Origin of the sequence: uncultured Lutibacter sp., assembly GCF_937891065.1 — a bacterium.
Taxonomy (GTDB): domain Bacteria; phylum Bacteroidota; class Bacteroidia; order Flavobacteriales; family Flavobacteriaceae; genus Lutibacter.
The window spans coordinates 1-18,978 of sequence record NZ_CALAEQ010000113.1 but is presented as its reverse complement, the minus strand read 5'-3'; the positions used below and the strand labels follow the sequence as shown (position 1 = coordinate 18,978).

At 29.9% G+C, this 18,978-nt stretch carries 18 protein-coding genes and 1 pseudogene; 11 read left to right on the top strand and 8 right to left on the bottom strand.

What is annotated here, in order from left to right:
* Positions 1–335 precede the first annotated feature (335 nt).
* Positions 336–2,720, top strand: a complete 2,385-nt coding sequence (locus tag Q0352_RS06730; RefSeq protein ID WP_299525558.1) for an ATP-binding protein — start codon at positions 336–338, stop codon at positions 2,718–2,720.
* Between the two features lie 38 nt (positions 2,721–2,758).
* Here Q0352_RS06730 and Q0352_RS06725 read toward each other — a convergent pair whose 3' ends face one another.
* The 4 genes from Q0352_RS06725 to Q0352_RS06710 are packed head-to-tail and all read right to left on the bottom strand — an operon-like array spanning position 2,759 to position 4,285.
* Positions 2,759–3,412, bottom strand: coding sequence for an HD domain-containing protein (locus Q0352_RS06725; RefSeq protein WP_299525555.1), 654 nt, complete (start codon positions 3,410–3,412; stop codon positions 2,759–2,761).
* A gap of 52 nt (positions 3,413–3,464) precedes the next feature.
* On the bottom strand, positions 3,465–3,656 hold the full coding sequence (locus tag Q0352_RS06720) for a hypothetical protein (protein WP_299525552.1): 192 nt from the start codon (positions 3,654–3,656) through the stop codon (positions 3,465–3,467).
* A complete protein-coding gene (locus Q0352_RS06715) occupies positions 3,632–3,856 on the bottom strand; it encodes a hypothetical protein (RefSeq protein WP_299525549.1) in 225 nt (74 codons plus the stop codon). Before Q0352_RS06715 ends, Q0352_RS06720 begins: the two co-directional genes overlap by 25 nt.
* An 18-nt stretch (positions 3,857–3,874) precedes the next feature.
* Entirely contained in the window at positions 3,875–4,285 is a 411-nt protein-coding gene (locus Q0352_RS06710) for a BrxA/BrxB family bacilliredoxin (RefSeq protein WP_299525546.1), read from the bottom strand.
* 184 nt (positions 4,286–4,469) lie between these two features.
* On the opposite strand from Q0352_RS06710, the gene Q0352_RS06705 reads away from it, so the two are divergent.
* Positions 4,470–5,210, top strand: coding sequence for a TerB family tellurite resistance protein (locus Q0352_RS06705; protein ID WP_299525543.1), 741 nt, complete (start codon positions 4,470–4,472; stop codon positions 5,208–5,210).
* A 131-nt stretch (positions 5,211–5,341) separates the two neighbouring features.
* Here the strand turns inward: Q0352_RS06705 and Q0352_RS06700 are convergent, their stop codons facing one another.
* A complete protein-coding gene (locus Q0352_RS06700) occupies positions 5,342–6,232 on the bottom strand; it encodes a metallophosphoesterase (protein WP_299525540.1) in 891 nt (296 codons plus the stop codon).
* A gap of 145 nt (positions 6,233–6,377) precedes the next feature.
* Between Q0352_RS06700 and ileS the strand changes: the two genes are divergently transcribed.
* The 3 genes from ileS to Q0352_RS06685 all read left to right on the top strand — a co-directional run bounded on the left by ileS (position 6,378) and on the right by Q0352_RS06685 (position 10,917).
* The gene (gene ileS, locus Q0352_RS06695; protein WP_299525537.1) at positions 6,378–9,785 is read left to right on the top strand and encodes an isoleucine--tRNA ligase; all 3,408 of its coding nucleotides are present in this window, start codon (positions 6,378–6,380) and stop codon (positions 9,783–9,785) included.
* A 4-nt stretch (positions 9,786–9,789) separates the two neighbouring features.
* A complete protein-coding gene (locus Q0352_RS06690; RefSeq protein ID WP_299525534.1) occupies positions 9,790–10,167 on the top strand; it encodes a TraR/DksA C4-type zinc finger protein in 378 nt (125 codons plus the stop codon).
* Between the two features lie 150 nt (positions 10,168–10,317).
* A complete protein-coding gene (locus tag Q0352_RS06685) occupies positions 10,318–10,917 on the top strand; it encodes a lipoprotein signal peptidase (protein ID WP_299525531.1) in 600 nt (199 codons plus the stop codon).
* Positions 10,918–10,924: 7 nt separating this feature from the next.
* Here the strand turns inward: Q0352_RS06685 and Q0352_RS06680 are convergent.
* A pseudogene (locus Q0352_RS06680) lies at positions 10,925–12,235 on the bottom strand (sulfatase-like hydrolase/transferase).
* A gap of 7 nt (positions 12,236–12,242) precedes the next feature.
* A complete protein-coding gene (locus Q0352_RS06675) occupies positions 12,243–13,475 on the bottom strand; it encodes a DUF1566 domain-containing protein (protein WP_299525528.1) in 1,233 nt (410 codons plus the stop codon).
* A 93-nt stretch (positions 13,476–13,568) separates the two neighbouring features.
* On the opposite strand from Q0352_RS06675, the gene Q0352_RS06670 reads away from it, so the two are divergent.
* The 6 genes from Q0352_RS06670 to Q0352_RS06645 are packed head-to-tail and all read left to right on the top strand — an operon-like array spanning position 13,569 to position 17,437.
* The gene (locus Q0352_RS06670; RefSeq protein ID WP_299525525.1) at positions 13,569–13,901 is read left to right on the top strand and encodes a helix-turn-helix transcriptional regulator; all 333 of its coding nucleotides are present in this window, start codon (positions 13,569–13,571) and stop codon (positions 13,899–13,901) included.
* 19 nt (positions 13,902–13,920) lie between these two features.
* Complete coding sequence (locus tag Q0352_RS06665) at positions 13,921–14,241, top strand: thioredoxin family protein (RefSeq protein ID WP_299525522.1); 321 nt, start codon at positions 13,921–13,923, stop codon at positions 14,239–14,241.
* Positions 14,242–14,260: 19 nt separating this feature from the next.
* Positions 14,261–15,289 carry an ACR3 family arsenite efflux transporter gene (gene arsB / locus Q0352_RS06660; protein WP_299525519.1) on the top strand — a complete coding sequence of 343 codons (1,029 nt, stop codon included), beginning with the start codon at positions 14,261–14,263 and terminating at the stop codon, positions 15,287–15,289.
* A 6-nt stretch (positions 15,290–15,295) separates the two neighbouring features.
* Entirely contained in the window at positions 15,296–16,273 is a 978-nt protein-coding gene (locus Q0352_RS06655; protein WP_299525516.1) for a permease, read from the top strand.
* Between the two features lie 18 nt (positions 16,274–16,291).
* The gene (locus tag Q0352_RS06650; RefSeq protein WP_299525513.1) at positions 16,292–16,729 is read left to right on the top strand and encodes a nitrophenyl compound nitroreductase subunit ArsF family protein; all 438 of its coding nucleotides are present in this window, start codon (positions 16,292–16,294) and stop codon (positions 16,727–16,729) included.
* Positions 16,730–17,437 carry an aromatic aminobenezylarsenical efflux permease ArsG family transporter gene (locus tag Q0352_RS06645; RefSeq protein WP_299525510.1) on the top strand — a complete coding sequence of 236 codons (708 nt, stop codon included), beginning with the start codon at positions 16,730–16,732 and terminating at the stop codon, positions 17,435–17,437. It abuts the gene before it with no gap.
* Positions 17,438–17,683: 246 nt separating this feature from the next.
* Here Q0352_RS06645 and Q0352_RS06640 read toward each other — a convergent pair whose 3' ends face one another.
* Positions 17,684–18,913, bottom strand: coding sequence for a pyridoxal-dependent decarboxylase (locus Q0352_RS06640; protein ID WP_299525507.1), 1,230 nt, complete (start codon positions 18,911–18,913; stop codon positions 17,684–17,686).
* Positions 18,914–18,978: the final 65 nt, after the last annotated feature.

Here is an 18,978-nt window from a genome sequence, read left to right as displayed (position 1 = left end):
TAAGAAAACTATTAATTGAAATATTTTCTTGATTTTCTTTTAACATTTATTTATAGAATTAGGATAAACTAGAAAAACACAAATTTTCATTCTATTCATTTTAAAACTGCGAAAGTAAAGTTCGCAAATATTGGTCTTGTTCTTCTGTGTATTCTTATTTTAAACAATTCATAATCAATTTTTAGCCTTTTATTGGCTTGTGCTTATTATGATAATTATCACAAGATTTAAGTATAAATTTCATAAATTTATATTTGTAAAAATGATATTGTAAAAATTAGTTTTTAGAGATGGGAGTAAACAGAAAACCATCTCTTTTTTATTCAATTTGATATATGAAAAAAATAATATTTTTTTTCCTAATAATAATTACAAATATAAACGCACAGGAAGTTGTTAAAGTAGGCGCATTTAATTTCTATCCAGGAATTTTTCAAGATACTGATGGGGAAGTTAAAGGGTTCTATGTTGATGCTTTAAATGAACTTGCTGAAAAGGAAAATAAAAAGTTTGTTTATGTTTTTGGCTCTTGGGATGAGGGGCTTCAGCGTATTAAAAATGGTGAAGTTGATATGCTTACGAGTGTAGCCTTTACTGAAGAGCGTTCGAGTTTTATGGATTATTCAACTTTACCTTTATTAACCGTTTGGGGGGAAGTTTACGTAAAATCTAATTCTGAAATTAATGGAATATTAGATTTAGAAGGCAAAACAATTGCTATAATGAAAAGTGACTTTAATGGAGCATATTTAAAGCAACTTACTACCAAACTTTCAATAAACTGTGAGTTTACTGAAACTACCGATTTTGAAGAAGTATTCAATTTAATTTCATCTAGTAAAGTAGATGCGGGTGTCATAAACAATACATTTGGAGCTCCTAAATTTAAAGAATATAAACTTCGTTCAAGCGGAATTGTTTTTAATCCTTTTGATATCTTTTTTACTGTAAAAAAAGATGCAAATGGCGAGTTACTGAAACTTTTAAATGAATACCTTAATAATTGGAAACATGATAGAAATTCTGTTTTTAACATTGCACTACAAAAATGGTCACATGATAAAGTTGACTCAATTGAGGTGTTTCCACAATGGTTGCAAAAAGTAATTTATTTAGTATTAGTATTTGTACTAATCTTGATTGTCTTTATAGCTTTACTAAGGTATAAAATTAGTGTAGCTACTAAAAAAACAGAAGAAAGTAAAAAATATCTTGATAATATAATTAACAATATTGGCGACCCTATATTCGTGAAAGATGAACATAGTAGATTACTTCTTGTTAATGAAGCTTTTTGTAAAATATTTGGATTATCTAAAAGTGAAATAATTGGAAAAACACTAGCCGAAGATGTGTTACCTGAAGAACAGGAAAACTTTCTGAAAATTGATAGGCAAGTGTTAAAGGACGGAAATGAAAATATAAATGAAGAGTTACTTACTGCTAGAGGAAGTAAAACAATAATAATTTCAACCCGTAAGACAAGATTTATAGATAATAATGGGAATAGATATTTGATTGGAGTGATTCGGAATATTACAAAGACCAAGGAAAAAGAAATAGAATTAATTAAAGCCAAAGAACAAGCCCAAGAAAGTGATCGTTTAAAATCAGCATTCCTTGCCAATATGAGTCACGAAATACGTACACCAATGAATGGTATTTTAGGTTTTTCAGGACTCCTTAAAAACCCTAACCTGTCAGGTGACCAGCAACAAAAATTCATAGAGATAATTGAGAAAAGTGGTGTCAGAATGCTTAATATTATCAATGATATTGTGGATATTTCGAAAATAGAAGCTGGTTTAATGGAAGTTAATTTGAATGAATCGAATGTAAATGAACAAATAGAATATATTTATACGTTTTTTAAACAAGAAGTTGAAGCTAAAGGGTTGACATTATTGTTTAAAAACAAACTACTGCCAAAAGAAGCTAATATTATAACCGACCGAGAAAAATTATTTGCCATTTTAACAAATCTTGTTAAAAATGCAATTAAATATACCAATGAAGGTTCAATAGAATTTGGTATTAATAAAAGGGATGGGAATCTTGAGTTTTACGTAAAAGATAGCGGAATTGGAATTCCTAAAGATCGACGGGAAGCTATTTTTGAACGGTTTATTCAGGCGGATATTTCCGATAAAATGGCGCATCAAGGTGCAGGATTAGGGTTGTCAATTACTAAAGCTTATGTAGAAACACTTGGTGGTGAAATATGGGTTGAAAGCCAAGAAGGAAAAGGAAGTACTTTTTATTTTACGTTACCATGTAATGCTAAACAAAAAGAAGTACATAGTATTGATACTGAGTTAGCATCAAATAAACTAAATAAGTATGATTCTTCTGAAGCTGTTGGGTTAAAAATTTTAATTGTTGAAGATGATGAAACTTCCAGTTCACTAATTGCAATCACAGTGGATAGTATAAGTAGTGAAATTATAAAAGCGATGAATGGACTTGAAGCCATTGAAGTTTGCCGAAATAATCCTGATATAGATTTAATTTTGATGGACATAAAAATGCCTGTAATGGACGGCTATAGTGCCACCCAACAAATAAGGCAATTTAATAAAGATGTTATTATCATTGCGCAAACTGCCTACGGTTTTGCAGGAGATAGAGAAAAAGCTTTATCAGTAGGATGTAATGATTATATTTCAAAACCTATTGATGGAAAATTATTGAAGTCAATAATCCAAAAATATTTTAATTGAAATATAAAGGAAAACGTGCTGTTACAATCTGATTTTTTTTACTTTTCACCATCCCATTCATTGTAAAACTGCTGAAGAAAAATTTCCATATATTGGTGACGTTCTTCGGCGATTTTTTTACCAGATTTTGTGTTCATTCTGTCTTTTAACAACAATAATTTTTCGTAAAAATGATTGATAGTTGGTGCTTTAGAGTTTTTATATTCATCTTTAGTTTGATTTAGTTTTGGAGCAATTTCAGGATTGTATAATGGTCTATTTTTAAATCCACCATAATTAAAACAACGCGCAATTCCAACTGCGCCAATAGCATCTAATCTGTCGGCATCTTGAACAACTTCTAGTTCTGGAGAAGTAAATTTTTGTTCAAAATTTCCACCCTTATAAGAAATATGACTAATAATTTTTTCAATATGAATTATTACAGATTCTTCAACAAGTTGACTTTCTAAAAATTCACGTGCTACTTTTGGACCAATAGTTTCATCTCCATTGTGAAATTTTGAATCTGCAATATCGTGTAATAAAGCACCCAATTCAACAATAAATATATTAACATTTTCATGTTTTGAAATTAACTTAGCATTGTTCCAAACGCGTAAAATGTGAAACCAATCATGACCACCTTCTGCATGTTCTAAAGACGATTTTACAAAAGCTTCAGTATTAGAAATTATTTGTTGTTTTTCCATTTTTTAAAAATATAAAATCTGCTTTTAATAGAACGGATTTCAAAAAATAATTTTAATAAATTGCTACACAATCTCCATTTACGCAATCAACACTTGTAGGCGGAGTTTCAGCCTTACAGTCTGATATAATTCCCCATTTTATGTTAAAAGCAGTTTCATTTTGGTTGTAAATTTCAACTTTTACCTTTAGTAAATCAACATTAATGGAAGTGTTATAAACTAAATAACCTCTGGGCCACCGCAAGGTTTACTGCCAAAGGCAATATAAGTACAATCTGAATTTTCAGAACAAATCCCAGTTGCGGCTATTTGTTCAATTTCAGTTTTTAAACTATCTAATTCAAGTTTTTCTTCTTCTTTACTAGTTTCAGAATTATTTGAACAACCAAAAACGATTGCCAAAAGAGCAATCGTTTTTATAATATATGTTATGTTTTTTATCATTTCAAAAGAAATAATAATTTAACAAAACTCTTCGTAAGCTCCAGCTAAATTTGAAGCAATAACCTCAGCAGATCTACCTTCAATATGGTGACGTTCTAACATATGAACTAACACACCATCTTTAAATAATGCAATTGCAGGTGATGAAGGAGGAAATGGAATCATATGTTCACGTACTTTTCCTGTAGCTTCAGCATCTACACCCGCAAAAACGGTTACTAAATTTGTTGGTACTTTACCTGATTGTAGCGATGCAACAGCGCCCGGACGACAAGTCCCAGCTGCACAACCACATACCGAATTTACAACAACTAAAGTTGTTCCTTCTTTTTTTAATGCTTCGTCAACTTCTAAAGCTGAATGTAACGATTTAAAACCTGAATTTTCTAATTCGGCTTGCATTGGTTTTACTAATTCTGGTGGATACATATTTTTGATTTTTTTAGTTATACTATTTATAACGGCAAATATAATAGATTAAATAAGAAATGACGAAACACAAATTTTAATTATTGAAAGTACTACTAAGTTTATAATTATTTTAACAATTGAAGTGCTTTCAACTTTTATCATCCTAACAAATGAATGTATATTTGCAAATTAAATTAAAAATATGGCAAACTTTATTAAATGGCTTGGAGCTGGATTAGGATTTACATTGGGAGGGCCAATTGGAAGTATTTTAGGATATGCGGTTGGAAATTTACTTGATGGGTTTACGAAAGGTGATGTTGAAAAAGCTAAATCTTATATGGATTCTAGTAGAACAACTCAATCTGGTGATTTTGAAATTAGTTTATTGCTTTTGTCGTCTATAGTAATTAAAGCTGATGGAAGAACTGATGAAAGAGAATTAGCTTATGTTAGAAACCATTTTAAAAAAATGTATGGCGAAGAAAGAGCTAATAACGCATTTAAATTATTTAAGATTTTTATTAAGAATAATAAAGTTTCAACACGACAAATTTCTGAACAAATTCGTCAAAATTTGACTCATGCCTCACGTTTACAATTAATTCACTTTCTATTTGGAATAGCAAAATCTGATGGAGTTGTTGTTGAAGCTGAAATAAATTCAATAAAAATAATTGCTGGTTATTTATATATAAATCAGTATGATTTTGAATCTATAAAAGCGATGTTTTATGATAGTTCTGAAAGTTCTTATTTAATTTTAGAAATTGAGAAAACGGCTTCTAATGATGAAGTTAAAGCAGCTTATAGGAAAATGGCTAAAAAATACCACCCAGATAAATTGCAACATTTAGGTGATGAGCACGTAAAAGGCGCTGAAGAGAAATTTAAACAAGTTCAAAAAGCGTATGAGCAAATTCAAAAAGAACGAGGATTATAAGGTTTTTATGAATTTTATGACTAACTTGTAGATTAATACATAAGTCAAAAAAAAATTAAAATGAATAAGGGTTAAAAACACTTAACCCCAATATTAGTAAGAGCGTCTCAAATTTAAATTTGAGGCGCTTTTTATTTTAAATAGTCAGAAATAGGTTGAGGCCCTTTTAAAACCGTTTTTATAATTTGTAAAGTTCCATCTCTTTTTGAAATTGTATGCCATTTTATTAATGATAATTGCATGTTTTCAATTTCAATTCCTGTAATAGCTCTTGGATGAACACAGCTACCATCATTAAAATAAGGCAATTCATTCGGATTAGGGAAACGAGGTCTGTGTGTATGACCAGCAATAATCATTTGGTTATTATTCGCTAAAATCCATTTTTTTAAACGGCGTTCAACTTTAATCAATTCTTTAAAATTTTTAGCAGGGCTTGTTGGGTCTTTTATACCAACAATTTGAAGAGGTTTCCATAAAACTCTCACCAAGAAGCGTCCCCATTTCCATAAAATATAGTTGTAAAAATCTGCTTGATGTCCGTGAATTAAAAAAATGTTTTTAGCAAAACCTTCAACTTCTAAAATAATTCCTTCATCATAAATTAAACCACTTAACAACTCTTTAGTTGTTGAAGTAACTTCATCAAAATAGGAACCTAAATTTTTTTCAGTTCTTTTAGGAGATTTTAGAACCATATCATGATTTCCCCAAATCATATGCAATCTATTTTTTAGATGAAACTCTCTTAAAAGCATAAAAATGTTTTTATGTGCTTCAAAAATATCTTTAAAATTATGATTTTTCCATAGTTCATTTCCATCACCTAATTCAATATAGCTAAAATCATTTTCGTAATAATTACGTAAGGCATGGTAATAAATATTTCTATTGTCAGCAAAATCGTCAGCGTAGCTATTATCACCTCTATGAACATCACTAAAAAATATAAATTTAGAGTTAGAATTCAGTGGAATTCTTTTTGCGTTTTTATATGAATTTGAAATAATTTGTTGCACCATATTTTTGCTTAAAATAGTTACAATTGTAAACTTATAATAAAACTAGTTATTTTAAGGTTTTAAGTATAAAATATTTTACAATATATGAAATGATATTTTCAAGAAAATACGTAATTTCGCGACCTAATTGATTTAAAGGCATAAAATGAGTAAAAAATTTAGAGAATATAAGGGATTGAACCTCACTAAAGTAGCAGAAGAAACTTTAGCGATTTGGGAAGAAGAGCATATTTTCGAAAAAAGTATAAGCACTAGAGATGAAAATAAGCCATTTATATTTTTTGAAGGACCTCCTTCAGCAAATGGATTGCCAGGAATTCATCACGTTATGGCACGTGCTATAAAAGACATTTTTTGTCGTTATAAAACTTTACAAGGCTTTCAGGTAAAACGTAAAGCAGGTTGGGATACGCACGGTTTGCCAATTGAATTAGGTGTTGAAAAAGAATTAGGAATTACCAAAGAAGATATTGGTAAAAAAATTACTGTTGAAGAATATAATGATGCCTGTAGAACAGCAGTAATGCGTTACACAGATATTTGGGAAGATTTAACGCTTAAAATGGGACATTGGGTTGATATGGAAGATCCATATGTAACCTATAAGCCAAAATATATGGAAACCGTTTGGTGGTTGTTGGCGCAATTGTACAAAAAAGACTTGATTTATAAAGGATATACGATTCAACCATATTCGCCAAAAGCAGGTACAGGATTAAGTTCACACGAATTAAACCAACCAGGGACTTACCAAGACGTAACTGATACAACTGCGGTTGCTCAATTTAAAGCTGTAAAAAATACATTACCTGATTTTCTTCAAGAAATAGATGGTGATATTCATTTTTTAGCTTGGACAACAACACCTTGGACTTTGCCTTCCAATACAGCTTTAACTGTTGGGAAGAAGATTGATTATGTTGTTGTAAAATCCTTCAACCAATACACATTTGAACCAATAAATGTAATTTTAGCTAAAAACTTAGTTGGAAAACAATTTTCAAAAAAATTCTTTGTTGTTGAAAACGAAGCTCAACTTTCAGAATATAAAGAGAATGATAAGAAAATTCCATTTATAGTTATAAAAGAATTTAAAGGAGCAGATATATTAGAATGTCGTTACGAACAATTATTACCATATACACTTCCATATCAAAATCCTGAAAATGCTTTTAGAGTTATTGCAGGTGATTTTGTAACTACTGAAGATGGTACAGGAATTGTGCATACTGCTCCAACTTTTGGTGCAGATGATGCTATGGTTGCTAAACAAGCAAATCCTGAAGTTCCGCCAATGTTGGTGTTAGACGATAATGGAAATCCAGTTCCTTTAGTAGATTTACAAGGAAGATTCACTAAACATATGGGTGAATATGCTGGAAAGTATGTAAAGAACGAATATTATAATGAAGGTGAAGCGCCAGAGCGTTCACTTGATGTAGAAATTTCAATACAATTAAAAGAAGAAAATAAAGCTTTTCATGTAGAAAAGTATCGCCATAGTTATCCGCATTGTTGGAGAACAGATAAGCCAATATTATACTATCCACTAGATTCTTGGTTTATAAAAGTTACAGACAAGCGAGATAGAATGTTTGACTTGAATAATACCATTAATTGGAAACCAAAATCAACTGGAGAAGGACGTTTTGGAAACTGGTTAAAAAATGCAAATGATTGGAATTTATCTCGTTCACGTTATTGGGGAATTCCATTACCAATTTGGAGAACTGAAGATGGAACTGAAGAAATAATCATTGGTTCTGTTGAAGAATTAAAAGCTGAAATGCAACGTGCTGTTAACGCAGGGTTTATGAAAGCTGATATCTTTGCAGATTTTGAGGTTGGTAATATGAGCGAAGAGAACTATGATAAAATTGACTTACATAAAAATATAGTTGATGTAGTTATTTTAGTTTCACCTTCTGGAAAACCAATGAAACGAGAATCAGATTTAATTGATGTTTGGTTTGATTCTGGATCAATGCCTTATGCACAATGGCATTATCCGTTTGAAAATAAAGAACTAATTGATGAAAAAAAATTCTTTCCAGCTGATTTTATTGCAGAAGGAGTAGACCAAACACGAGGTTGGTTTTATACATTACACGCAATTGGAACAATGGTATTTGATTCTGTGGCATATAAAAATGTAGTCTCTAACGGATTGGTTTTAGATAAGGAAGGTAAAAAAATGTCGAAACGTTTAGGAAACGCTGTTGATCCGTTTGAAACAATGGAAAAATATGGTGCAGATGCTACACGTTGGTATATGATTTCAAATGCAAATCCGTGGGATAACTTAAAATTTGATATTGAAGGAATTGATGAAGTGAGAAGAAAATTCTTTGGAACATTATACAATACTTATTCATTCTTCTCATTGTATGCCAATTTAGATAGTTTCACTTATGCGGAAGATGAAATTGCAATTGAAGAGAGACCAGAGATTGACCGTTGGGTATTATCTGAATTAAATACATTGGTTAAAAATGTTGAAAAATTTTATGAAGATTACGAACCAACAAAAGCAGCAAGAGCAATTCAAGAATTTGTATCAGAATACGTTAGTAACTGGTTTGTTCGTTTAAGTAGAAGACGTTTTTGGAAAGGAGAATATGGGCAAGATAAAATTTCTGCATACCAAACTTTGTATACTTGTTTGGTAACAGTTGCAAAACTAGCTTCTCCAATTGCGCCGTTTTTCATGGATAATCTTTATAAAGATTTAACAAATGTTTCTGGAAAAGAAAATTTTGAATCCATACATTTGGCAACATTTCCAACATGTGATGAAAGTTTGATTGATAGTAAGTTAGAGCGAAAAATGCAACAGGCTCAAAAAATATCATCAATGGTTTTATCATTACGAAAAAAAGAAATGATAAAAGTTCGTCAACCATTACAGCGAATTATGATTCCTGTTTTGAATAATGAAGAAAGAGAAGAGATTTTAGCTGTTGAAAACTTAATAAAATCGGAAGTAAATGTGAAGGAAATTGAGTTAATTGACGACGCTTCTGGAATCTTGGTTAAAACAATAAAGCCTAATTTTAAAGTACTTGGGCCTAAGTTTGGGAAAGAGATGAGGTTTGTTGGAGAAGCAATTCAAAAATTAACTCAGAATGACATTGCGATTGTTGAAAAACAAGGAGGAATATCTATAAAAGTAAATGAAAATGTTGTATTTTTAGAACTTAATGAAGTGGAAATCTCATCGCAAGATATTGAAGGTTGGCTTGTTTCAAACCAAGGAAATTTAACAGTAGCGTTAGATGTAACAATTACCGATGAATTACGTAAAGAAGGAAATGCAAGAGAGTTAGTAAATAGAGTTCAAAACTTACGTAAAGAATCTGGTTTTGATGTTACTGATAAAATAAAACTTATTATTCAAAAAAATGAGATATTAGAACAGGCAGTTGCTGCAAATGAACAATATATTAAATCTGAAACGTTAACAAATGAACTAGTGTTTGAAGAAATAGTAGAAAAAGGTACAGAAATTGCTTTTGACGATGTAAACACTAAAATATTAATCCAAAAAATGTAAGCTTATGAACGAAAATAATAGATATTCAGATAAAGATTTAGCCGAATTTAAAGAATTAATTACGAATAAAATTGCATATGCTGAAGAAGATTTAGCATTAATTAAAAGTGCTTTTAAAAACGATAGTAATAACGGTACTGATGATACTTCACCTACATTTAAAGCTTTTGAAGAAGGTTCTGAAACCATGTCAAAAGAAGCGAATGTTGTTTTAGCCATTCGTCAAGAAAAATTTATTAGAGATTTAAAAAATGCACTCGTTCGAATTGAAAATAAAACCTATGGTGTTTGTCGTGTAACTGGAAAATTAATTATTAAAGAACGTTTAAAATTAGTTCCACACGCAACATTAAGTATTGAGGCAAAAAATATGCAACAATAAATCAAATTTATAAAGGAAAATGTCTTAAAAGTAAATTTTTACCAACATGATAAAATTTAGTTCTTCTAGATTCTAAATTAAATTCAGAAAGGTAATTGTTAAGATTTTAAGACGTTTTCATTTTAATAATATTACCAAATCCTTTTCAAATTGAAGAAAGCATTAATTATTATAATTTCAGTATTGTTAATAGATCAAATTAGTAAGATTTATATAAAAACTAATTTTTTCTATGGGGAAGATGTTATTATTTTTGATTGGTTTCGTATTCATTTTATTGAAAATAATGGAATGGCTTGGGGTTTTGAGTTTGGAGGGAAATCAGGTAAATTATTTTTAACTATTTTTAGATTGTTTGCAATTTCTGGGATAGGGTATTGGTTATTCACTACAGTTAAAAACAATGGACCTAAAATTTTAGTTGTTGCAATTTCACTTATTTTTGCTGGAGCTATGGGTAATATAATTGACTCAATTTTTTATGGTGTTATTTTTAACACTCCAGGCGGTCATAATATTGCTTCTTTATTTTCAGATCAGCCTTATGGTGAGTTATTTTTCGGAAAGGTAGTTGATATGCTTTATTTTCCAATTTGGAGTGGAGAATTACCAAGTTGGATTCCTTTTTATGGTGGAAAACCGTTTACTTTTTTCAATGCTATTTTTAATGTTGCAGATACTGCAATTTCTACGGGTGTTGGTTTATTAATTTTATTTAATAAAAGAGCATTCCCAAAGGTTGAAGAATAAAGATAATTTATTGCCTAATTTCATTAAGTTTTAAAATTAATTCTTCTTTTATCAATTCATCAGTGCTATTTAGTGGCAACTGATTTATATGCATCAAATTTATTAACTCCAAAGGGTCTGTATTCAAATTATAAAATTTTTCAGTCCCATCTTCAAATACAATGTATTTATGCGTTTTATTTCGAATGGTATAATCTGATTTTTCCGATTCATGACCCACTTCCGAATAAACATAATCTCTAGAGCTAGAGTTCTCATTAGAAAGTAATTCTTTAAAATTTTGACTGTCATTAATTTTATCAACTTGAATACCGGCAATATTTGCTATTGTAGCAAATAAATCAGTAGTATTTATAAGAGCACCTTCTGTTGCATTAAATCTACTTACATCTTTTCCTGAAATTATCATTGGAACATTAATTCCTCCCTGGTACAAAGTACCTTTAACTCTTAGTGGATTGTATTCTTGTGTAACTTGCTGTGGCGTTCCATTATCTCCTATAAAAATAATAACTGTATTATTTTTTTGTTCTTGACTAAGAGAACTTAAAAGTCTTCCTATTTCAGAATCCATTGCTTCTACCATTGACATATAATAAGGTAGCGGATTTGCGCTAATACTTGCTTCATCAGTAGGTAATACACCTTGTGAATGTAAATTATTTGAGGGTAAATGAAAAGGTGTATGTGGAGCATTATAGGCTAACTATAAAAACCAAGGCTTTGTTTGATTTTCAACCCAATTAACTGCTAAATCGGTAATTTTTGTTGTTGAATATTCAGTAGAATTTGTTGTTATATTATTTTCAGTTAGATTCCAATCCCAATATGATGAGACACCACCGGTTAACAAACCAGCATAATAATTTACACCCATATTTATTGGGTGATTAGTATTTGTTGATAAATGCCATTTTCCTATTACTGCATGATTATATGCTTGGCCTAAATTGTTATCTAAATATTTTTGAATGGATGTTTCAGAAGTTGAAAGCTCATCACCAACTTTTAGCATATTGGTTCTAAAACCATATTTTCCAGTCAGTATGCTTGAACGAGTAGGTGTACAAGTAGGGTTAGACCATAAATTGGTAAACCTAACACCACTATTAATCATGCTTTCCAGATTTGGCATTGTTGGTTTAGTAATTCCTAAATCATAACCAGGGCTAGCGTCTAATCCAAAATCATCAGCAATAATTAGTAATATATTTGGTTTACTTGGTATTGTAGTTATAATCTCTACATCATTATTTTTACTACAAGAAAGTAATAGTATGCTTATAAAGCAAGTGTAAATAAAAGTTTTTTGAAGCATAAATAATCTAATTAATTGTTCTAACACATCTTACATAATTGTAAACATATCGTATATCTCCTTGTGGACCAAAAAATTGTGGATAATCATTTATATTTCCAGATTTTGGATCACTGCGTTGACAGCCGGCCCCATGAACATCCATCAATACACCATTCATTTCTCCTTGACCTTCGCCAAAAGCAATATAAACGGCACTCGAATAAGGATTTGCACCATCTAAATGCGATGTGCCTGTCCAATAAAACGGATAGTTTTTGATTCCATTTGGATCTGTAATTTCAGTACACTCAAACAATGGATTTATTGCGGGTGAGTTTGTGGTTTGTGGTGATCTTGTATAATCAACAATACTTTGTAATTCCTTTGCGTTTGGTAATCTCCAATCCGATTTATTCCCAAGAGTTAGTTCTTCTGAATATGCTAAAGATTCCTGCCAATCTCTAGCCGTTCCATCATCTGATTTTTGCCACATTAAACCAGTCGCTAAATCACTAATAGTACCGTCATTATTATCAACAAAATTATTTTCCCCATAAGTAGTATTTCCTCTAACCATTCTAAAATACATGGTATTTAAAGCTCCTGTAACGGGTTTGTATTTAGGATAACCTTTTATTCTACCATCAACAAAATTAACCCCAAAAACAGTTTCTACGCCGTTCATAGTTTGGCCAACATATTCTGTCGAAGACCAAGTTTGAGCATCTATTTCTCGTTCTCCAATAGAAGTATCTCCTAAAGGTTGACTAAAATAATTAGTATCTATAAAAAAGTCCATCGCAACTTCACCTTTTACGGATCCAGTAAACAAAATTAGGGAATACAATTCTTTTAAAGTAGGAACTCTCCAATCGTTTTGATTTCCTAAAGTTGAATTAGTTGCTTTTGTAAAAGCTTCTGTAAAAGAAATTTTTTCACCCATATTTTGTTCCCACATTAAACCAGTAATATTGTCGGTAATTGTGCCATCTCCATTATTTGTGTATGAAGGTTGACTTCCAGAATAAGTTGCATCTTGACCAAAAAATGCATCTTCATTTGAAGGTTTTGAAATTATATTATCATCGCTATAAAATGCGAATACTCCAGTATCAACTATTGGATAGCCGGATGTTTCTGTACTTGGTGGTTCAGAAGTATCTATATTATTTTCTTGTGACATATCATCATTATTACTACAAGCTACAATACTTAGGAGATATATAAATATCAAATTAATTTTTACAATCTTAAACATTTTATTTTTTGGTTTCTATTATGACTGTAAAATAAGTGAAAGGTTTAATTTATTTGGAAAATAATTTATTAATCGTATATTTGCGATGAACTTATGAAAAGAACAAAAAAAGATATTATTTACGAAGTTGAAACCGAAGAAATAGCAAAATTTGCAAAAGCTTTGGGGCATCCAACTCGTATTAAAATATTAAATCATTTAGACAATGCGAGTTGTTGTTATACTGGTGATTTATTGGAAGTTTTACCTTTGGCACAATCAACAATTTCGCAACACTTAAAAGAGTTGAAAGATGCAGGCTTGATTCAAGGAACTGTGAATCCTCCCAAAATTAAATACTGTATAAATCAAGAAAACTGGAAAAGAGCAAAGGCTTTATTCAATGAGTTTTTTAGTAGTAATATGAATGAAACTTCATGTAAATAAAAAAATATAATTATAGATTATGAAAACAATTAAAATTTTAGGAACAGGTTGTCCAAGTTGTATAAGCGCAGAAAAAGTAGTAGCTGATGTTGTTAAAGAATTAAATATTGAAGCTAAAATAATTAAAGTAACAGAAATTCTGGATATCATGATGTACGATGTTATGAGAACACCAGCTATTGTTATTGATGAAAAAGTTGTGATCACAGGTAGAGTACCAAATAAAAATGAAATGAAAGCACTTTTAGTAGATAATTTCGCTAATAATGCTTGTTGTTCTGATGAAAACACTGATTCTGATTGTTGTTCTTCTGAAGAAAAAGAGTCTGGTTGTTGCTAATTATTTAACTACTATTTAAATGAAAATAAGATTAAAATTACTGGATCGGTTTTTAACTTTGTGGATTTTTTCAGCAATGGCAATTGGAGTTGGATTGGGTTATTTTTTTCCACAACTGGCAATTATTACAGATTCTTTGTCGGTTGGCTCAACAAATATCCCATTAGCTATTGGGCTAATATTAATGATGTATCCGCCATTGGCAAAAGTAGATTACAGTTTAATTCCAACAGTTTTTAAAGACACAAAATTAATGACCTTGTCTTTATTTTTAAATTGGGTTGTTGGCCCAATTTTAATGTTTGTATTAGCAATTATCTTTTTAAGAGACGAGCCAGGATATATGTCTGGTTTAATTTTAATTGGTTTAGCACGTTGTATTGCAATGGTGATTGTTTGGAACGATTTGGCAGGCGCAAGTAGAGAATATGGTGCTACATTAATAGCTTTAAACAGTGTTTTTCAAATTATTACCTATAGTTTTTATGCGTGGTTATTTATCACAGTACTTCCAAATTATTTGGGATTAGATAGTTTTAATGTTGATATTTCTGTTTTTGAAGTTGCAAAAAGCGTTCTTATATATTTAGGAATTCCATTTTTAGCAGGTTTTTTAAGTAGAAAATACTTAGTAAAATATAAAGGTGAGAATTGGTACAATCGTAAATTCATTCCGTTTATTTCGCCAATTACATTGATTGCGTTATTAGCAACTATTGTTTTAATGTTTAGTTTAAAAGGAGATTTAATTGTTGAAATTCCTTTCGATGTATTAAAAATTGCAGTTCCATTAGTTATCTATTTTGTGTTGATGTTCTTTGTGAGTTTCTTTGTCGGAAAAGCAATGAATATAGATTATAAACGAAATGCTGCTGTTGCTTTTACTGCAACCGGAAATAATTTCGAATTGGCAATTGCAGTTGCTATTGCTGTTTTCGGATTGAATTCTCAACAAGCTTTCACAGGTGTTATTGGACCTTTAGTTGAGGTTCCTGTTTTAATACTTTTAGTGAAGGTTTCATTATGGTTAAAGAAAAAATACTATTAGTAAAAAATGTTCGATTGGATTCAACAAATAGCAGATTGGTTAGTTTTTGATATTTTCAAACTAAAAGAAGGAAATCATTTAGCGGAAGCGTTAAATTTCTTTATTTATGATAGTGTAAAAATTTTATTGCTAGTTTTTATAATTATCTTTTTTATGGGGATAGTAAATAGTTATTTTCCTGTTGAAAAAGTTAGAAATTATTTATCTCGTAAAAAATTATATGGTTTTGAATACTTAATGTCTTCTTTATTTGGTGTAGTTACACCATTTTGCTCTTGTTCTTCAGTTCCCTTATTTATTGGCTTTGTGAAAGGTGGAATTCCGTTAGGAGTTACCTTTTCATTTTTAATAACATCACCTTTGGTAAATGAAGTTGCAATTGGATTATTTATAGGTCTTTTTGGGTTAAAAACTACAGTAATCTATGTTGTTAGTGGTGTTTTATTAGGAACAATCTCAGGAATCATTCTTCAAAATTTAAAATTGGAGAAATATTTAACACCTTGGGTACAACAAGTACTTGAAAATTCTCAAAAAGAAACAGTTGAACTTGAAAGTCAAAAAGTGAGATTTTTAGAGAGATTGCCTTCAATTTGGATAGATACCAAAACTATTTTAAAAGGAATTTTACCCTATGTAATTATTGGTATTGCCATTGGCGGTTTAATGCATGGTTATATTCCAGAAGGATTTTTTGAGCAATATTTAAGTAAAGACAATTGGTTTGCAGTACCAATTGCAACCATTTTAGCGGTTCCAATGTATTCAAATGCTTCAGGAATTTTACCTGTTGTGCAAGTATTAGTTTCAAAAGGAATTCCATTAGGAACAGCTATTGCTTTTATGATGGGTGTTGTTGGACTTTCTTTACCGGAAGCAATGCTCTTAAAAAAAGTTATGACCTTTAAATTAATTGGAATTTTCTTTGGAGTAGTAACACTTTGTATCATAATTTCAGGATATATATTTAATATAATTTTTTAACCATTTAAATCTTAACATATGAAATCTTTAAAAACTTTACCAATTTTAATAGTAAGTTTATTTTTATTTTCTTGTAATGGAAAAGCGCAAACTGAAAAATCTATTAACAAAAAAATAGCAAACAAAATTGAAGTAATTGACTTTCACTCAACGCATAGATGTATGACTTGTAACGCTATTGAAGCAAGTACAAAATATACGTTAGATACATATTTTTCAGAAGAATTAAAAAATGAAAGTATTACTTTGCTGATTGTAAATGTTGATGATGAAAAAAATTACAAATTAGCTGAAAAATTTGAAGCAACAGGAACAGCATTATTTTTAAATGTTATTATTGATGGAAAAGAAACTCAAATTGATTTAACCGAATTTGCTTTTATGAACGGAAATGACCAAGAAAAATTTTCAAAAGAGTTAAAAGTGACATTAGAAACTGAGTTAAAAAAAGTATAAGTGGATTTTTTACAATCGCTTCTTGAAAACTATAATATACCAATTTTATCTGCTTTGGTGTTAGGGCTAATGACATCAATTAGCCCTTGTCCGCTTGCCACAAATATCACAGCAACTGCTTTTATTTCAAAAAATATTACAAATAAAAAGTTGGTATTTTTAAGTGGTGTGGTTTATTCTTTAGGGAGAGCTTTTAGTTATACTGCTATTGGTTTAATTTTATTTTTTGGAGCAAGTAAGTTTCATGTTGGGAGGTTTTTTCAGCAAAATGGAGAAAAGTTTTTAGGGCCATTATTAATAATTGTTGGTTTAATTATGCTGAACGTAATTAGACTTAATTTTTTAGGGAAATCTAGTTTTACCGAAAAATTAACTGAAAAATTAAAGGGAAAAGGATTACTGGGTTCTTTTCTAATAGGGGTTATTTTTGCATTGGCTTTTTGTCCCTATAGTGGTGCTTTATATTTTGGGATGTTAATTCCTATGACAATTTCAAGTGTTGATGGTTTGTACTTGCCAATTGTTTTTGCTTTTGGAACCGGACTTCCCGTTATATTGTTTACATATTTATTAGCCTTTGCAGCGGGTAGTGTTGGCATTTTTTATAATAAAATAGCAAAGATTGAGAAATGGATGCGAGTAATTACAGGTGTTGTTTTTGTACTTTCAGGAGTTTATTATGTTTTAATTTTCACAAAGATGATTTAATTTTATAAATTAGCTGAAAATTAGCGTTCTATGAAAATAATTAAAGAAATTAAAAATGCCCCAATCGAATCTAAAATTTTAGGAGTCATTGTTGTAATAGCTTTAATATTTTATTCTTTTATTGTTGGATAAAAAAGAAGGTTTAAAAACTAAATTTGAACCTAAACTATAAGTCACGAAATCAGATCAAAAAAAATGCCCGTTGTTAAAACGAGCATTTAAATTTATGAAGTTTTTAATTTATGTTTAAACTTCTTTTAATTCATCAACAAATTTTGATAGATCATCAATTTCTACATGATCCATCATAATAACTTTATACCAATTGTTATCTCCATCATGTGTTTCAGGAACTAAACCAAATTTTTGAGCTAGTTTCACAGGAACATATTTAGATTTTAACGTAACAATATTCATATAAGGATCTCTAAAATATTCAATGTTAAGTTCATTTAATTGTTTGCAAAACCAAGCAGTACGTAATAACAGGGTATTAATTTTTTCGAACCAACCATAATAACCATAGCTAAATAAAATCATCCAAACTGCAATTGCATTTGCTCCAGACCGGCTACCAACCATAGTTAAATCCATACCGTCAACGTATTGTGCCTCTTTAGTAAGTACATTTTCAATTAAACCTTTTCTACATAAAAAAACCCCAGTTCCGTAAGGTGCTTGTAACATTTTATGAGCATCGATAGTAATAGATGAAATATGTGGATTTTGAAAGTTAATAGTTGATTTTTTGTTAGAAATTGGATAAATAAACCCACCAAAAGCGCCATCAATATGTATTTTGAAATCAACATTGTGTTTGGTTAAAATATCGGCATACACATCAGGGTTATCTACAGACCCAAACATAGTAGTTGCCATGTTTGAAATAACCATAAAATACTTTTTACCTTCAGCAATTAAATTTTTAACAATTGTATCAAGTTCTTCAGCAATTATTTCTCTTGAATTAAATTCAACAGGAATACTAACCGCATCAACACTTAATATATTTGAACCTTTATGAACCGAATAATGCGTATCTTCTGATGATAAAATTACCATTTCATCTAAAGTTGCATTGAACTCTTTTTTAAATAAATTTCTATAAATCCAAAGAGCTTGCATATTTGCCTCAGTACCACCAGTAGCAATATATCCATCATATTTTTCTTCTTCAGCTTTAAAAATATCTACAGCTAAAACTCTAATTACTTCTTTTTCTAATTCTTGTGAGCCTTTAAAAGCCTCTTCAGATTTTCCAGTTGTGTGGCATCCAATATTATTTGGATTTGCAATAAATGACTTTAACAAAGGAGAGTCGTTTAAAAAAGCGCCACTTGTATTAAAAACATTTTCATCCAACTTAGAAACAGGGTACCCCAAAGATTTACTTTCTTGAAAATCAATATTAGCTTCTAAAGCTTCATCTATTCGTTTAATCAATTTATCTTTTGAATATTTTTTCCAGTACTTCATTTATTTATATTTTTATATTATTCGTAAAATAAATCATTTTTAAATGATTATTTTTAAATATTCCG

What these genes read in the sequence shown, in the direction of transcription:
- Q0352_RS06655 (WP_299525516.1), top strand. Translation starts at nt 15,296, where the DNA reads ATGTTCGATTGGATTCAACAAATAGCAGATTGGTTAGTTTTTGATATT.
- Q0352_RS06710 (WP_299525546.1), bottom strand. Translation starts at nt 4,285, where the DNA reads ATGTATCCACCAGAATTAGTAAAACCAATGCAAGCCGAATTAGAAAAT.
- Q0352_RS06690 (WP_299525534.1), top strand. Translation starts at nt 9,790, where the DNA reads ATGAACGAAAATAATAGATATTCAGATAAAGATTTAGCCGAATTTAAA.
- Q0352_RS06700 (WP_299525540.1), bottom strand. Translation starts at nt 6,232, where the DNA reads ATGGTGCAACAAATTATTTCAAATTCATATAAAAACGCAAAAAGAATT.
- Q0352_RS06670 (WP_299525525.1), top strand. Translation starts at nt 13,569, where the DNA reads ATGAAAAGAACAAAAAAAGATATTATTTACGAAGTTGAAACCGAAGAA.
- Q0352_RS06650 (WP_299525513.1), top strand. Translation starts at nt 16,292, where the DNA reads ATGAAATCTTTAAAAACTTTACCAATTTTAATAGTAAGTTTATTTTTA.
- Q0352_RS06665 (WP_299525522.1), top strand. Translation starts at nt 13,921, where the DNA reads ATGAAAACAATTAAAATTTTAGGAACAGGTTGTCCAAGTTGTATAAGC.
- Q0352_RS06675 (WP_299525528.1), bottom strand. Translation starts at nt 13,475, where the DNA reads ATGTTTAAGATTGTAAAAATTAATTTGATATTTATATATCTCCTAAGT.
- ileS (WP_299525537.1), top strand. Translation starts at nt 6,378, where the DNA reads ATGAGTAAAAAATTTAGAGAATATAAGGGATTGAACCTCACTAAAGTA.
- Q0352_RS06725 (WP_299525555.1), bottom strand. Translation starts at nt 3,412, where the DNA reads ATGGAAAAACAACAAATAATTTCTAATACTGAAGCTTTTGTAAAATCG.
- Q0352_RS06730 (WP_299525558.1), top strand. Translation starts at nt 336, where the DNA reads ATGAAAAAAATAATATTTTTTTTCCTAATAATAATTACAAATATAAAC.
- Q0352_RS06715 (WP_299525549.1), bottom strand. Translation starts at nt 3,856, where the DNA reads ATGATAAAAAACATAACATATATTATAAAAACGATTGCTCTTTTGGCA.
- arsB (WP_299525519.1), top strand. Translation starts at nt 14,261, where the DNA reads ATGAAAATAAGATTAAAATTACTGGATCGGTTTTTAACTTTGTGGATT.
- Q0352_RS06640 (WP_299525507.1), bottom strand. Translation starts at nt 18,913, where the DNA reads ATGAAGTACTGGAAAAAATATTCAAAAGATAAATTGATTAAACGAATA.
- Q0352_RS06705 (WP_299525543.1), top strand. Translation starts at nt 4,470, where the DNA reads ATGGCAAACTTTATTAAATGGCTTGGAGCTGGATTAGGATTTACATTG.